General features: G+C 62.4%; 13 protein-coding genes and 4 tRNA genes. 8 read left to right on the top strand and 9 right to left on the bottom strand.

The window, feature by feature from the left end; genetic code table 11:
* Nucleotides 1–78: 78 nt before the first annotated feature.
* Nucleotides 79–1,308 carry an MFS transporter gene (locus KY494_RS06965; protein WP_219890404.1) on the top strand — a complete coding sequence of 410 codons (1,230 nt, stop codon included), beginning with the start codon at nucleotides 79–81 and terminating at the stop codon, nucleotides 1,306–1,308.
* A 202-nt stretch (nucleotides 1,309–1,510) separates the two neighbouring features.
* On the opposite strand, the gene phaP is transcribed toward KY494_RS06965, so the two are convergent.
* The 4 genes from phaP to KY494_RS06945 form a co-directional block, all read right to left on the bottom strand.
* Nucleotides 1,511–2,110, bottom strand: a complete 600-nt coding sequence (phaP, locus tag KY494_RS06960) for a TIGR01841 family phasin (RefSeq protein ID WP_219890403.1) — start codon at nucleotides 2,108–2,110, stop codon at nucleotides 1,511–1,513.
* Nucleotides 2,111–2,217: 107 nt separating this feature from the next.
* Nucleotides 2,218–2,412: a hypothetical protein gene (locus KY494_RS06955; RefSeq protein WP_219890402.1), complete on the bottom strand. Its 195-nt coding sequence runs from the start codon at nucleotides 2,410–2,412 to the stop codon at nucleotides 2,218–2,220.
* Nucleotides 2,413–2,459: 47 nt separating this feature from the next.
* On the bottom strand, nucleotides 2,460–4,712 hold the full coding sequence (locus KY494_RS06950; protein ID WP_219890401.1) for an ATP-binding protein: 2,253 nt from the start codon (nucleotides 4,710–4,712) through the stop codon (nucleotides 2,460–2,462).
* Between the two features lie 103 nt (nucleotides 4,713–4,815).
* The gene (locus KY494_RS06945; protein WP_219134829.1) at nucleotides 4,816–5,241 is read right to left on the bottom strand and encodes a helix-turn-helix domain-containing protein; all 426 of its coding nucleotides are present in this window, start codon (nucleotides 5,239–5,241) and stop codon (nucleotides 4,816–4,818) included.
* Between the two features lie 115 nt (nucleotides 5,242–5,356).
* Here KY494_RS06945 and KY494_RS06940 point away from each other — a divergent pair, with 115 nt between their 5' ends.
* Nucleotides 5,357–6,208: an SDR family oxidoreductase gene (locus tag KY494_RS06940; RefSeq protein ID WP_219890400.1), complete on the top strand. Its 852-nt coding sequence runs from the start codon at nucleotides 5,357–5,359 to the stop codon at nucleotides 6,206–6,208.
* 97 nt (nucleotides 6,209–6,305) lie between these two features.
* On the opposite strand, the gene KY494_RS06935 is transcribed toward KY494_RS06940, so the two are convergent.
* From KY494_RS06935 to KY494_RS06915, 5 genes are all read right to left on the bottom strand, one after another.
* Nucleotides 6,306–6,390 (bottom strand) — tRNA-Leu (locus KY494_RS06935).
* An 84-nt stretch (nucleotides 6,391–6,474) separates the two neighbouring features.
* Nucleotides 6,475–6,559: transfer RNA gene (locus tag KY494_RS06930), tRNA-Leu, on the bottom strand.
* Between the two features lie 177 nt (nucleotides 6,560–6,736).
* Nucleotides 6,737–7,810, bottom strand: a complete 1,074-nt coding sequence (locus KY494_RS06925; protein ID WP_219890399.1) for an NF038122 family metalloprotease — start codon at nucleotides 7,808–7,810, stop codon at nucleotides 6,737–6,739.
* Nucleotides 7,811–7,992: 182 nt separating this feature from the next.
* Nucleotides 7,993–8,077 (bottom strand) — tRNA-Leu (locus KY494_RS06920).
* Between the two features lie 191 nt (nucleotides 8,078–8,268).
* Nucleotides 8,269–8,353 (bottom strand) — tRNA-Leu (locus tag KY494_RS06915).
* A gap of 387 nt (nucleotides 8,354–8,740) precedes the next feature.
* Between KY494_RS06915 and rnr the strand changes: the two genes are divergently transcribed.
* The 6 genes from rnr (at nucleotide 8,741) to udk (ending at nucleotide 14,945) form a co-directional block, all read left to right on the top strand.
* Nucleotides 8,741–11,305, top strand: a complete 2,565-nt coding sequence (gene rnr / locus KY494_RS06910; RefSeq protein WP_219890398.1) for a ribonuclease R — start codon at nucleotides 8,741–8,743, stop codon at nucleotides 11,303–11,305.
* 14 nt (nucleotides 11,306–11,319) lie between these two features.
* A complete protein-coding gene (gene rlmB / locus KY494_RS06905) occupies nucleotides 11,320–12,063 on the top strand; it encodes a 23S rRNA (guanosine(2251)-2'-O)-methyltransferase RlmB (RefSeq protein WP_219890397.1) in 744 nt (247 codons plus the stop codon).
* Between the two features lie 192 nt (nucleotides 12,064–12,255).
* Nucleotides 12,256–13,005 carry a serine O-acetyltransferase gene (cysE, locus tag KY494_RS06900; protein WP_219890396.1) on the top strand — a complete coding sequence of 250 codons (750 nt, stop codon included), beginning with the start codon at nucleotides 12,256–12,258 and terminating at the stop codon, nucleotides 13,003–13,005.
* A 10-nt stretch (nucleotides 13,006–13,015) separates the two neighbouring features.
* Nucleotides 13,016–13,726: a YceH family protein gene (locus KY494_RS06895; RefSeq protein ID WP_152284473.1), complete on the top strand. Its 711-nt coding sequence runs from the start codon at nucleotides 13,016–13,018 to the stop codon at nucleotides 13,724–13,726.
* Nucleotides 13,727–13,740: 14 nt separating this feature from the next.
* Complete coding sequence (locus KY494_RS06890) at nucleotides 13,741–14,244, top strand: DUF2199 domain-containing protein (RefSeq protein ID WP_219890395.1); 504 nt, start codon at nucleotides 13,741–13,743, stop codon at nucleotides 14,242–14,244.
* A 59-nt stretch (nucleotides 14,245–14,303) separates the two neighbouring features.
* Complete coding sequence (gene udk, locus KY494_RS06885) at nucleotides 14,304–14,945, top strand: uridine kinase (RefSeq protein ID WP_219890394.1); 642 nt, start codon at nucleotides 14,304–14,306, stop codon at nucleotides 14,943–14,945.
* Nucleotides 14,946–14,967 lie beyond the last annotated feature (22 nt).

The following is a 14,967-nucleotide window of genomic DNA, read 5'->3' as shown; positions in this document are numbered from 1 at the left end:
GTATCATTCATAAACATTTAAGTTTGTTTGGGTGGCATGGTCACGTATGCTTGCCAGACTAAAATCTGCCGATTACGCATGAAAAACATCATCCTGATTTCCGCCGCCTGTTTGCTGGCGCTGCTGTCGACCATCGGCGCCTCGCTGCCCTATCCGATCCTGCCGCCTTTGTTCGCGGCCGAGGCGCCGAATGCCTTCAACAATTTCCTCGGCTTGCCGTCGAAATTGCTGTTCGGCCTGGCGCTGACCATCAATCCGCTGGGCTTGCTGATCGGCTCTGCCGTGCTGGGGCCGTTGTCGGATCGTTATGGCCGCCGGCCCTTGCTGATGCGCACGGCCGTGGGCGCCGCCATCGGCCATGCGATCACGGCCTGGGCGCTGGTGATCCAGTCTTACCCGCTGTTCATCGTCGCCCGTTTCATCACCGGTTTGCTGGAAGGGAACGGCGCCGTGGCGCGCGCCATGCTGGCCGACCAGCTGACGGGCCCCTTGCGCCTGCGCGCCATGTCGTGGCTGAATGGTGCGTTTTACCTGGGCTGGCTGGTGGGCCCGATCCTGGCGGGCGCGACCCTGCATTGGGGCGTGACGGTGCCGTTCTGGATCGCCGCCGCCGCCCTGATGCTCGTCGCCGTGCTGGTGGCCGTGGGCTTGCCGCGCGAAACACCGTCCCTGCTGACGACGTCGTGGTGGCAAGTGGCGCGCGACCGCCATTCGCTCAATCTGCTGCGCCATGAGGAGCTGCGCACGCTGTTCATCGTGCAACTGGCGTTCACCTGCGGCGTGGCCAGTTTTTACGAGTTCTATCCGCTGTGGCTGGTCGAGACGGCCAATTACCATGCACAGGAGATTTCCTGGGTGAATGTAGGTCTGTGCGGCACGATGACGGTCACGTCCCTGCTGGCGGGCGGGCCCAGCCGCCATGCGCCCTTGCTGCGCGCCTGCTGGTATGCCTGCGGCGTGGCGCTGGCCGTCGGGATCCTGGCGCTGGGCAATATTTGGGTGGGCATCGCCGCCATCGTACTGTTCGGCATTCCGAATGCGCTGTACAACACGGTGATACAGGGCTGGTGCGCCGAGCGCTTCAGCGCGCACGGGCAGGGCGCCGTGATGGGTTTACTGGCTACCACCTTTTGCATCGCCAACATCGTCGTCGCCCTCAGCGGTTCCGTGCTGACCCTGATCGACACGCGGCTCATCCTCGTCGCGGGCGCCGTGTCCGCCGCCTGGGCCGCGTGGCGCATGGCGGCCTGGCGCCGCCAGCTGGACGGAACCGTCGAGGCGAAGGCATGCCAGGATTTCTACAGCTAGGCGCTGGCCATCTTTCGGCGGGTATGGGGGGCGAATATCTGCTGGAGGGGAGGTGGTGCGTGTACCGGATCGTGCCGGTGGATGCGTCGTCGGCCGGGTTGTAGGTCGGGTTAGCGCTGCGCGCGTAACCCGACATCACCATTGGCGCCAACAATGCGTCGGATTACGCGCGGCGTTGCCGCGCTAATCCGACCTACATCGCTTACTTTTTAGCCGCCTTCGGCTTGGCAGCTGGCGCCGCCTTTTCAGCCGCAGCTTGTGCGCCCGCCGTGGCCTGCGCCACTTGCGCGCTGGCCTTGGCAATTTGATCTTCCACGGTTTTCACGGCTTGCCTGGTGGCCTTGGTCACTTGTTCGTAGCCGAGGAAGGCGTTGTCGATGGCGGCCTTGACGATGGCCACGGCGTTTTCCGAGCCTGGCGGCACGTTTTTCGTGACGTCGTAGATCAGGGCGCTCAAATTGCTTTTCGCTTCGGCCACGTGGGCTTCGGCGGCCGTGGTGAATTCCGTGTGGATTTCTTTGATGATGTCGTCGAGTTGCTGTTTATACGCTTTCGCGCCGGCCACGCCCGGTTGCAGCTGGGCGGCGGCGGCGGCCATGGCGGCCTTCGGATCCTTGGCCTGGCTGATTTCCTTGCCAGCGGCAAGGCCGTCCTCGATGCCGGACTTGGCGGTGGCCATGTTCAGCGCCAGCACCTGTTCCACGCCTTGCACGGCCTTGGAGGTGAGGGTGTTGAAGGTCATCAGCTGGAATTCAAACAGGGCCTTGGTGGCCGATGCGAATTGTTCGGGATTCGTAAACATGTGGTCTCCTCGGTTTGAATAGATACGTTCTTATCGTTCCATACTCTTTCGACGCCGCAATGCCATCGCTTGCTCTCAAGCCGGTGCCCCGTGTGGTCATGGCCCCATTATTTAACAAGCGCCGGTTTTTCGCAACGGCTATCTTTGTACGGTCCCGAGGCCAGTTCCCAGCCAAATCCCAGTGTCGATTGGGCGCACGACAGGGTGCCGTCGATCTTGCTGCGCCACTGGTACCAGGGTGCCGGTCCGGCCATTGCGCAAGCGCAAGCGGCCAGCAGGGCCGCGGCGATCAGGTATTTCATCGGTGCTCCGAAATTAAAGCTTGCGGGCATTGTAGCGCGCCTGCCATTCAGGGGGCGGGCGATTGCGGCGCCGCGGCGGGCAGCTGCAGGGTGAAGGTGGTGCCGCTGCCAGTGCCGGTGCGGCTGATGGCATCGATATGGCCGCCCAGCACGCCCGTGACGATGTTGTGCGCCACATGCAGGCCCAAACCCGAACCGCCGGAACCGAGCTTGGTCGTGAAGAAAGGGTCGTAGACATGCACGAGGTCGTCGGCGGCGATGCCCACGCCTGTGTCGCTGATGGACAGGGTGATCGTCTGCCCGTCGTCGCTGCCGCGCGCGGCGATGGCGATATTGCCGCCGCTGCGGCCCTCGAAGGCATGGCGCAGGCAGTTTTCCAGCAGGTTGCTCAGCACCTGCCCCAGCGGACCGGGATAGCTGTCCATGGCCAGGCCGTCCGGCACGTCCTGCGTCAGGCTCAGGCCGGCGGCCTTGAGCGGCGTGGACATGGGCAGCATCAGTTCGGCGACGAACTGGCGCAGCAGGAAGTGGCGGCGCTGCGAGCTGGCGCGGTCGACGGCGATCTGCTTGAAGCTGGAGACGAGGTCGGCGGCGCGCTGCAGGTTGCGCAGCATGATGGCGTCCGCTTCGCTGGCCTGGGTCAGGTAGGCGCCCAGTTCGGAGCGGCGCAAGCCATCGAGGAAGCTGGCCTGGATTTCGCGCGTGCGCTCGGCCATGGTGGTGGCCACCACCAGGCCGTTGCCGATCGGCGTATTGAGTTCATGCGCGATGCCGGCCACCAGCGCACCGAGCGCGGCGAGCTTGTCGCGGCGCACCAGTTCTTCTTGCGTGATGGACAGGTTTTCCAGTGCCGCGGCCAGTTCCAGGTTGGTTTGCTCCGAATGTTCCTTGGCCTGCGTCAGGGCCGCCGTGCGTTCGGCCACCAGCTCTTCCAGGTGGATGCGGTGGCGCTGCAGCTCGCGTTCGTGGCGCATGCGGCCAATCGCAATGCCGGCCAGGTCGGTCGCCGTGTCGATCAGTTCCAGGTCGCGCGCATCGGGCTGGCGCACTTCGCGGTAGTACATGGCGAAAGAGCCGAGCACGCTGCCATCCTGGCCGAAGATGGGGCGCGACCAGCAGGCGCGCAAGCCGAACGGGGCGGCCAGCTCGCGGTAGGGCGCCCACAGCGGGTCGCGCATGATGTCGCTGACCACCACCGGCTCGCGCAGGAACATGGCCGTGCCGCAAGATCCCACGCCGGGGCCGATGGCCACGCCTTCGAGCAGGGCCATGTACTCGGGCGGCAGGCTGGGGCCGGCCGCGCTGTGCATGTGGATGCCGTCGTCGTCGAGCAGCATGATGGAGCACAGCACGCCGCGCGACTGGCCTTCGATCAGCAGCAGCAGCTGGTTCAGGGTGGGGATCAGGGGCGCGCCCTTGGCGACCATTTCCAGCAAGGCGCTCTGGCCCGCGCGCATCGCTTCGGCGAGGTTGCGTTCGGTCAAATCGATGATGCGCGCATGCACGAGCTGGCGGCCCGGCACGGACAGGCGCATCAGCCGGATTTCGCAGGCGATCGGGTGGCTGTCGCGGTGGCAGCAACTGGCGCGGAAGACGACGATCTTGCCTTGCAGGGTATCGCGGATCTTTTCTTCCAGCAGTTGCGGCGAGGCGCGGCCATCGCCCTGATGCTGGGGAAACAGCGGCTCCATGCCGCCTTGCAGCAGTTCGGCCAGGGGCATGCCGAACAGTTGTTCGGCCAGGTGGTTGGCGTCGATCAGCAGCTTGTTGTCGATGTCGAACAGCAGCACGGCATCGGGCGAACCGGCCAGGATCGAGTGGTAATTGACTTCCAGCGTTTGCGGATGCACGGGGCGCGGCGGCGCGGCGGGCGTGGCGCGGGGACGGGCGGCGGACGCGTCGGCCTTGTGCAGCGCCAGTTCCATGAGGATTTTTTCCGCCACGTCGCGCGCATTGAAGGGCATCTTGATGTAGTCGGAAGCGCCGGCGCCCACGCTGCGGCCCTGTTCTTCGGCGCTGGGGGTGGCCGACATCAGTAGCAGGGGCACGCCGTGGCGTCCGCCCGCATTGCGCAGGCGCATGCAGGTGGCGCCGATATTCGTGCCCGCCAGGGCCGCGTCAAGCAGGATCAGGTCGGTGCCGCCGGCCGCCAGTTCCACGCCTTCGTCGATATCGCCCGCCAGTCCCGTGCCCAGGTTATGCCGGTCCAGCACATACAGCAGTTCGCGCACATCGTTAGGCGAATTGCTGACCAGTAGCACGTTGGCCCGGTCGGCGATGGAAGAAATCAACTGATTCATGGTGTCGCGTCCTTACGCGTATTGTGAGGCTAGTATTACATCAAGGCAAGGAGGAGTAAACGATAATTCTTGATGGCCAAAAGCAATGCGTTTGCGCGCCGTGTTACGCCGCGTTTTGTGCGTACGGCAGCGCGAGTTCGGCGCGCGCCTGTTCGATGCGCGGGTAATTATCCTCGATCCAGTCGACCAGCACGGCCAGGCGCTCGGCCGCTTCGCGTCCCAGCGGCGTGAGGCTGTATTCCACCTTGGGCGGTATCACCAGATAGGCCTGGCGCAGCACGAAGCCGTCGCCCGCCAGCGCTTCCAGGGTTTGCGCCAGCATTTTTTCGCTGACGCCGCCCACTTCGCGGCGCAGTTCGCTGAAGCGCCGCGTGCCGCTCAGCAGCAATACCAGCACCAGCACGGCCCAGCGGCTGGTCAGGTGGCTGAGCACGGCGCGCGACGGGCAGGCGGCCGCCAGCAGTTGCGCTCCCTGGTTTTGCCGGGCGAGGGCGGCGCGCAGACTGGCGCCGGGAGTGTCTGTGGACATGATAGGTGGCCTTGTTAATTTGATTGCATTCATACTTACCAAAAGGTACGTACTTACAATAAGTAAGTAATAGTCCTATTATAGGGTTTTACCAGCCACCCTCCAAGGAGAAATCATGATCGTCATTACCGGCGCCACAGGCAATCTGGGCCAGCACGTCATCGCCAGCCTGCTCACATCCGTCCCCGCAGCCAACATCATCGCCGCCGTGCGCAATCCGGCCAAGGCCGCCAACCTGGCTGCACTGGGCGTGCAAGTGCGCCAGGCCGATTACAACGACGGCGCCAGCCTCGATGCGGCATTCAAGGGCGCAACGAAAATCTTGCTGATTTCGTCGAGCGAAGTGGGCCAGCGCGCGCAGCAGCACCAGAACGTCATCGATGCGGCCAGGCGCGCCGGCGTGGCCCTGCTGGCTTACACCAGCGTCTTGCGCGCCGATACATCGCCGCTGGGCCTGGCCGCCGAGCACGTCGTCACGGAAGCGGCGATTCGCGCATCCGGCTTGCCCTACAGTTTCCTGCGCAACAGCTGGTACCTGGAAAATCATACGGAACACCTGGCGCCCGTGCTCGAGCACGGCGTGGTGCTGGGCGCGGCGCAAAACGGCCGCTTTTCGTCGGCCGCGCGTCTGGACTACGCGGCGGCCGCCGCTGCCGTGCTGACGGCGGACCAGCCGCGAGCCATCTATGAGCTCGCTGGCGACCACGGCTTTACCCTTGCCGAGTACGCTGCCGAAGTGGCGCGCCAGTCGGGCAAGGCGATTGTATATAAAGACTTGCCGCAGGCGGATTTCAAGGCGGCGCTGGTGAGCGTGGGCGTGCCGGAAGGCTTTGCCGACTTGCTGGCCGACTCCGATGCGGGCGCGGCCCAGGGCGGCCTGGAAGACAATGGCAAGCAATTGAGCGCGCTGATAGGCCGTCCGACGACGACGCTGGCCGAAGCGGTGAAGGCGGCGCTGGCCAAATAAGGGGAGGGTGCCGCAGGTTGGGAATACCGCGCGGCATTCTGGAATGAAAAAAGCCGCAAACTCGTGAAAGTTTGCGGCTTTTTTGCGAATTAGGTAATGGTGCCCACGAAGGGACTCGAACCCCTACACCCGAAGGCACATGGACCTGAACCATGCGCGTCTACCAATTCCGCCACGTGGGCACTGATGCTGCTACTACTTGCTGCTGATTACTGCGTTATCTCACTACTGTACTGCGGACTACAACGAAAACAACTCGTTGCTGGTGGTGCCCACGAAGGGACTCGAACCCCTACACCCGAAGGCACATGGACCTGAACCATGCGCGTCTACCAATTCCGCCACGTGGGCATTGTGCTGCGTTTTACTGCTTCTTGCTGTCTGCTGCGTGTTCTGCAGCGACGGACAAAATAATAAGGGTTGGCGGCGATTCGGTCAATGAACATTTTGTTCTTTTCTTCAAGAAACCCTCTTTTCTGCTGAAAAAAGGGTTCCCCTATGAGAAATGGCTCAAAACTACCTGTTTTTTCAGCGTATTTGGCGTCGTTGCTGCAGTGCCAGCAGTACCAAGGCCAGGCACAGCAGCGAGACGGTGCCCGGCGCCGGGATGGCGTTCGGGGCGATATCCCAGCCGATGGCGTCGAGGGCGATCAAATCGTTCCAGCGCAGGCGCAATAATTCGCCATACGCCACCGTCGGGTCCATGATGCCCAGGTGCAGGTTGTCGCGCCAGTGGCTGGCCTGGTCGCCGTCGCCGTGGAAGCTGCCGTTGGCAAACAGCGGACCGCGCGTGGCGCCGCCATCGAGCGAAAAATATTTGTCGCGGTTGTCGGCGGTCCAGTCGATCACGCCGGCCGCGGCGCTCTGGGCCGAGTAGCGGAACAGGTCCAGTCCCGAGACGTAGGTAAATTCCGTGTCGTCATAGGGTCCGCCCAGCGGCGGCGAGTTGAAGTCGAGGATGTCCACGCCGCTGATAAAGCCCAGTGCATGGCCGATTTCATGCATGGCCACGCCGATGAAGTCGATGCTGTTGGCGCCGATGCCATTGCCGGGATCGAAATCGAAATTGAAATCGCTGTTGAACTGGATGAAGCCGTCGCAATTGCCGATGCAGCCGTCCAGCGACTGCGGCGGCGGCGTCAGGCCGACGGCCTTGGCTTCGGCATTGCTCAGCGATAAATATTGATTGTTGGCATCGCCATTGTTGTCGACATAGGGCAGGGCGCTGCCGGGGCCGTTGGGATTGTTGGCCGTGCGGTTGATCAGCATGCCGAAGCTGTCGCTGTCGGGCAGGTGCGCCAGCGCCCGCTGGTCGATGGTGGAAGTGGCATCGGCGGCGAGGGCGCCGCGAAAGTCGCGGTAGCGGTAAAACGCTTCCGACGATCCCGTTTGCCCCAGGATATTGCCGCCCAGCGAATTGAAGCCCACCGTCAGGTCGATGGTGACATTGTCTTTCAGCACGCGCGACCAGCGCGCGGCCGCCGTCTGGAATCCCTGCTGCGCCTGCAACGAGGTGCCGGGCACGTATTGCAGATGGAACAGGGGCGAGGCGATGGTGCCGGCGGGCAGTATCAAGGCGAGGATGGCGACGAGGCTTTTCATGGTGGCGCTCCAGGAATGGGGATGCCATCCTGCAGGCAAGAAGCGTGCTCAGCTTTAAAATCAGGGACTTGGCGCTTGCGTGGCCGGCAACTGTCAAGAATACCGACAGGATCGATTGGCGCCGGAAATGAAAAAAGCCGCAAACTCGTGAAAGTTTGCGGCTCTTTTGCGAATTTTGGTAATGGTGCCCACGAAGGGACTCGAACCCCTACACCCGAAGGCACATGGACCTGAACCATGCGCGTCTACCAATTCCGCCACGTGGGCACTGATGCTGCTTTGCTGCTTTCTTTGCGTATTCTGCAGAGAAGGCAGGATCATAGAGGCTGCCAGCGTGGCGGTCAATGAAAAAATACGCAAAAGGCGAAATAAGTTCGCAGAGCCCGCTGGCAGGGGTGCAGAAATGAAAAAAGCCGCAAACTCGTGAAAGTTTGCGGCTCTTTTGCGAATTTTGGTAATGGTGCCCACGAAGGGACTCGAACCCCTACACCCGAAGGCACATGGACCTGAACCATGCGCGTCTACCAATTCCGCCACGTGGGCACTGATGCTGCTGTATTACTTGTTGCGAAATAACTTAGCAACAATTCTGCTATTATAGCGGCTTGAAGAGTTTTGCGCCAGATGAGCTTTCGCTCCATACTGCACATCAACCCTGTACCACTTTCCTGCAACTGCATCCCTGTGAGGGTTTGTCGCTGCAAGAGACAGGGATTATAGAGCAATATTTGCCGAAGTCAAATGCATTGCGCAGCTTTTCTCCTTTTTTTCATCGGCGGGCGTCTTGTACTGTTTCCGACACGCTGTCCGTTAGGCAAACCAAGGCGTCCTCCGGTACACTACCGGACATCACCGTGTCAATATTGACGGTGATGTCATCGGTCTTTGTCTTCCGTTTGATCACTGTCAATAACAACTATAGAAATACTTTTGAGCCAAAATACCCACACCATCCCCAGCCGGGAGGACATTCTCGGCATATTCCGCAGTGTCAACGCGCCTCTCGACCCGCAGTCTCTCGGGAAAACGCTGCAAGTGCATGCCGATTCCATGGATGTCCTGGTCCGTCGCCTGAAGGCGATGGAGCGCGACGGCCAGCTGAAGTCTGACGCCAGCGGTGTTTTCAGTCTGGCCGACCAGAGCGCGCTTGTCGCCGGTCGCGTCACCAGCCACCGCGACGGCTTCGGCTTTGTCATTCCCGACGACGCCAGCGCCGACCTGTTCCTGCCTGAGAAAGAGATGCAGAAAGTACTGCATGGCGACAAGGTCATGGCCCGCATCGTCGGCACGGACCGCCGCGGCCGCCCTGAAGGCACGATCGTGGAAGTCACCTACCGCGCCAATAGCCACGTCATCGGCCGTCTGATCCAGGAAAACGGCACCTGGGTCGTGGCGCCGGAAGACCAGCGCATCGGCCAGGACATTCTCGTCACCGGTTCGGTGGGCAAGGCGAAGGCCGGCCAGATCGTCAGCGTCGAGCTGACCGAGCAACCGATGCGCTTCAAGCAGCCGGTCGGCAAGATTGTCGAAGTGCTGGGCGCCCTGGATGACCCCGGCATGGAAATTGAAATTGCCGTGCGTAAATTCAACGTGCCGCACATCTTCTCCGCCGCCGCCCTCAAGCAAGCTGAAAAACTGCCGTTCGAAGTGCGCGACGCCGACCTGAAAGAGCGTGTCGACTTGCGCGACGTGCCATTGGTGACCATCGATGGCGAGGACGCGCGCGATTTCGACGATGCCGTATATTGCGAACCCGTCAAAATCGGCCGCGCCAACTGCTTCCGCCTGATCGTGGCGATTGCCGACGTCAGCCATTACGTGAAGCCGAACGACGCGCTCGATATCGACGCGCTGGAGCGCAGCACGTCCGTCTACTTCCCGCGTCGCGTGATCCCGATGCTGCCGGAAAAACTGTCGAATGGCCTGTGCTCGCTGAACCCGGCCGTCGACCGTCTGACCCTCGTCTGCGACGCCGTCGTCAGCGACAAGGGTGAACTGAAGGCGTACCAGTTCTACCCGGCCGTGATCCATTCGGCCGCGCGCCTCACGTATGACGAAGTCGCAGCCGTGCTGGGCAACACCAAGGGACCCGAAGCGGCACGCCGCGCGGACATCCTGCCGCACCTGCAAAACCTGGAAGCCGTCTACCGCGCCTTGCTGAAAGCACGCACGGAGCGGGGCGCCATCGATTTCGAGACGACGGAAACGTATATCGTCTGCAACAGCGCCGGCAAGATCGAAAAGATCATCCCCCGCACGCGCAACGAAGCGCACAAGATCATCGAAGAGTGCATGCTGGCGGCCAACGTCTGCGCGGCCGATTTGTTGCTGCGTAACAAACATCCAGGCACCTACCGCATCCACGCCAGCCCGACCAAGGAAAAGCTCACGCAAGTGCGCACCTTCCTCAAGCAAGTTGGCCTGAACTTGACGGGCGGCGACACGCCATCGGCATCGGATTACCAGACCCTGATGCAGCAGATCAAGCTGCGTCCCGACGCGGCCCTGCTGCAAACGATGCTGCTGCGTTCGATGCAGCAAGCCGTCTACAGCCCGGACAATATCGGCCACTTCGGCCTGGCCTATGAAGCGTATGCCCACTTCACCAGCCCGATCCGCCGCTACCCCGACCTGCTGACGCACCGCGCCATCAAGGCCATTTTGCAAGGCAAGAAATACGAGCCGAAACTGTCCGATAAAGTCGTGCTGAACACGAATGTGTCGAACGCCACGCGCAAGCAGCAGGCCAAGGACAAGGCCGACGGCAAGCCGAAGAAGACGGACCTGACGGTCTGGGACGCGCTGGGCGTGCATTGCTCGGCCAACGAACGCCGCGCCGACGAAGCGTCGCGCGACGTGGAAGCGTGGCTGAAGTGCTACTTCATGCAAGACAAGCTGGGCGAGGAGTTCACCGGCACCATCACCGGCGTAACCACCTTCGGCGTGTTCGTGCAGCTCGACACCCTGTTTGTCGAAGGCCTGGTGCACGTCACCGAGCTGGGCACCGATTACTTCCAGTACGACGATGCGCGCCATGAATTGCGCGGCGAACGCACGGGCAAGCGTTATCAATTGACCGACCGTCTGACGGTGCAAGTGGCAAGAGTCGACCTGGAAACGCGCAAGATCGACCTGCGCCTGGTCACCGATGCGGAACTGGCGGGCGAAGAAGCGCCGGCCAAGTCGAACGGCGGCGGCAAGCGCAAGGGCGAGAAGAAATCCATGGTCAAGCCCGGTCCCACGACCGAGCAGCGCCATGAGATCAAAGCCAGCGGCAACAACGGTGGCAACCCCGGCAATGGTTCCGGCGGCCGTTCCAACGGCGCCAAGCCTGCCGCCAAGGCGCAAGCCAAGGCAGCGCCGAAGGAAGCCCCCAAGGCGGCAGCTCCCAAGGCAGCCGCACCGAAGCGCAGCAAGAAACCAGCCGCGGCACCTGCCGCGGCGGCACCACGAGCAGCAAAAACTGTATCAAAATCAAGCAAGAACAAGCGATAAGCGATAGATAGATAATGAAGAATAAAATGATTTTCGGCTTCCACGCCGTCACCTCGCGCCTGCGTCACGAAGCGTCGTCCGTGGAAGAAATTTTCGTCGATGCCAGCCGCGTCGACGGCCGCATGAAAGACATGATCGCCGCCGCCAAGGCTGCCAACGTGCGCGTCATGCCCGTCGATTCGTCGCGTCTCGACAAGATCGTCGGCACGCGCCGCCATCAGGGCGTGATCGCGTTTGCGTCGCAGCTGTCGCTGGCGCGCAATCTCGATGAGCTGCTGGACGCCATCGATGGCCCGCCGCTGCTGTTGATTCTCGACGGCATCACCGACCCGCACAACCTGGGCGCCTGTCTGCGCGTGGCCGACGGCGTCGGCGCACATGCCGTCATCGTGCCGAAGGACCGCGCCGTGGGTTTGAATACCACGGCCGCCAAGGTCGCCAGCGGCGCCGCCGAAACCGTCCCGTACATCACCGTGACGAACCTGGCGCGCACCATGCGCGAACTCAAGGACCGCGGCATCTGGCTGATCGGCACCACCGACGATGGCGAAAAAGGCTTGTACGAAGCCGATTTCACTGGCCCGACGGCCCTCGTCATGGGTTCCGAAGGCGAAGGCATGCGCCGTTTGACGCGCGACACCTGCGACATCCTCGTCAGCATCCCGATGTTCGGCTCCGTCGAGAGCCTGAACGTGTCCGTTGCATCGGGCGTGTGTCTCTATGAAGCCCGCCGCCAGCGCATCGCGAAAGAAGGCTAAAAAACGTCCAGGGCGGCGTTGCATTGCCTCGCCGTACTTGCGTACTGTCTTCGGCAATGCGCCTTGCCCTAAACGTTTTGTAGCGCTTCTTTGATCAACCGCCGCCCTTGAGGCGGCGGTTGTTTATCTGCCTCTCCGGCAGCACGCCGCCGAATACGCTACCATTTGCGTTCCACCTCATTCATTTTCATTATGTTCCACCACCTGCGCGAAGATATCAACAGCATCATTGAACGTGACCCCGCCGCCCGCAATGGCTGGGAGGTGCTGACCTGTTATCCGGGCTTGCACGCCATCGTCATGCATGGCTGGGCGCACTGGTGCTGGAGGCGGCACATGAAGTGGGTGGGGCGCTTCATTTCCTATATCGCGCGCATCATCACGGGCATCGAGATCCATCCGGGCGCCGTCATCGGCCGGCGCGTCTTCATCGACCATGGCTTCGGCGTGGTGATCGGCGAGACGGCCGTCGTCGGCGACGACTGCACCATCTACCAGGGGGTGACTCTGGGCGGCACCTCGCTGCACAGCGGAAGCAAACGCCATCCGACCCTGGAGCGCGGCGTCATCGTCGGCGCCGGCGCCCAGGTGCTGGGCAGTTTTACCGTGGGCGAGTACGCCAAGGTGGGCTCGAACGCCGTGCTGTTGAAATCCGTGCCGTCCGGCGCCACGGCCGTGGGCAACCCCGCGCACATCGTGCAAAAAGATGTCAGCGCCTTGCGCGAAGGCAGCACTGCGCATCTGTTCGCCGCGTATGGCGTCACGCCGAACGGCGACGACCCGCTGTCGAAAGCCCTGCAGGGCCTGATCACGCATGCCGTGGCGCAGGAGCAGCGCATTGAAACCATTCTCGCCACCCTGAAGGCGGCGGGCATTTGCTGCCAGGCTGTGCCTGAGTGTGATAAATTTGATTCTGAGCAAATGAACAAGCTGGTTGATTAAGGATACAGGCATGACTACAGACGTAAACATAGCTGAAAACGCAGCAGAAAAGGGCAGTGACAATCCGAATCTGCTCGACCCCTTCGAGATCCGCGTGCTGGCCGTGCTGGCCGAAAAGGAAGCGCTGACGCCGGACAGCTATCCGCTGTCGCTCAACGCGCTGACGAACGGCTGCAACCAGCTGTCCAGCCGCGACCCCGTCATGGCCCTGTCCGAGGAAACCGTGTACGACGTGCTGCAGCGTTTGATGCAGCGCAAGTTCGTCAACGGCATCACGCAGGCGGGCGCACGCGTCGCCAAGTATGAACACCGCATGCGCATCAAGTGGTCGCTGGAGCAAGATAAACTGGCCATCCTGACGATCCTGATGCTGCGCGGCTTGCAGACGGCCGGCGAGATCCGCAGCCGCAGCGGCCGCGTGCATGAATTCAAGTCCGTGGCGGAAGTGGAATCCGGCCTGCAGTTCCTGATCGACAAATACCCGCCGCTGGTGGCCAAGCTGGCCGTCGCTCCCGGCGCCAAGGAACCGCGCTACGGCCATTTGCTGGGCGGCGAAGAAGCGCTGGCGCAGATCGAGACGGCGGCCGGTTTCGCCGGCGCCGTCAGCGCGCCGCAGCAGGGCAGCCGCGTGGCCCAGCTGGAACAGGAAGTGCTGCAATTGCGCAGCGACTTCGATGGCCTGGCGGCGCAATTCGAAGCGTTCCGCAAGCAGTTCGAGTAAAGCGGCATCAGCGCGTGACGTTTTCCTTCCTGTGCCGCTCCTGCGGCGAGACCCACACGGGCATGCCCAGCTTCGGCGCCGATGCGCCGTGGCTGATGGACCAGATGGCGCCCGCGGAGCGCGAAGCGCGCTGCCAGCTCGACAGCGACGCCTGCATCGTCGACGGCGAACACTGCTTCGTGCGCGCCACCCTCGACATCCCCGTGCATGGCTCGGACGAGCCATTCAGCTGGGGCGTGTGGGTGTCGCTCAGCGGCGAGAGTTTCCACGCCTGGGACGCGTGCTTCAACGACGCGCAGCGCGCGCACATCGGCCCCTTCTTCGGCTGGCTCAGCACGCAGCTGCCCGTGTATCCGGCTACCCTGAACCTGAAAACCCGCGTCCACCTGCGCGACGATGGCATACGTCCGGCAATCGAGCTGGAGCCGACCGATCACCCGCTGGCGGTGGAGCAGCGCGACGGCATCACGGCCGAGCGGGTGGCCGAGCTGTATGCACGGCTGATGCATGGCGCGTGACAGGCCCGGCTTTGCAGCCGCTCCCTGTCAGTCCGCTCATGTTTCCGGTATCATTCGGCATGAATACTATTTCCTTCCAACCGTTTGTTATTGGTGTCGCTGGCGGAAGCGGCAGTGGCAAGTCCACCGTATCACAGCAGGTGCTGGCGTCCTTTGGCGCCGACATGGTCTCGGTCGTGATGCAGGACGATTACTACCGCGACCAGACGCACCTCACTCCTGAAGTGCGGCGCCAGCAGAATTACGACCATCCGCAGGCGTTCGAGTGGTCATTGCTGGTGCAGCACATCCAGGCCTTGCGCAATGGCGAAGCGATCGAGATGCCCGAGTACGACTTCACGCTGCACAATCGCTCCAGCAGGACCATTCCCGTCAAACCGGCGCCGGTGATCGTCATCGAAGGCCTGTTTGCCTTGTATGACGAAGACTTGCGCGACATGATGTCGCTGAAGATCTTTGTCGATACCGCCTCCGACGTGCGCTTCATCCGCCGCATGCAACGCGATATCACGGAACGCGGCCGCTCGGTGGAAAGCGTCATCGAGCAGTATCTGGAAACCGTGCGCCCCATGCACAAGCAATTCATCGAACCGACCAAGCGCAATGCCGATGTCATTTTGCCGCATGGCGCGAACGGCCCCGCCGTCGACATGATCACCGCCAAGGTGGCCAGCGTGATCGGCCAGTTGACGCGGGCCTGATTCCAGCCGGCCAGCTGCGCGT

The sequence above is a fragment of the Janthinobacterium sp. PAMC25594 genome (assembly GCF_019443505.1).
Taxonomy (GTDB): domain Bacteria; phylum Pseudomonadota; class Gammaproteobacteria; order Burkholderiales; family Burkholderiaceae_D; genus Janthinobacterium.
This window is presented reverse-complemented; position numbering and strand designations above follow the sequence as displayed.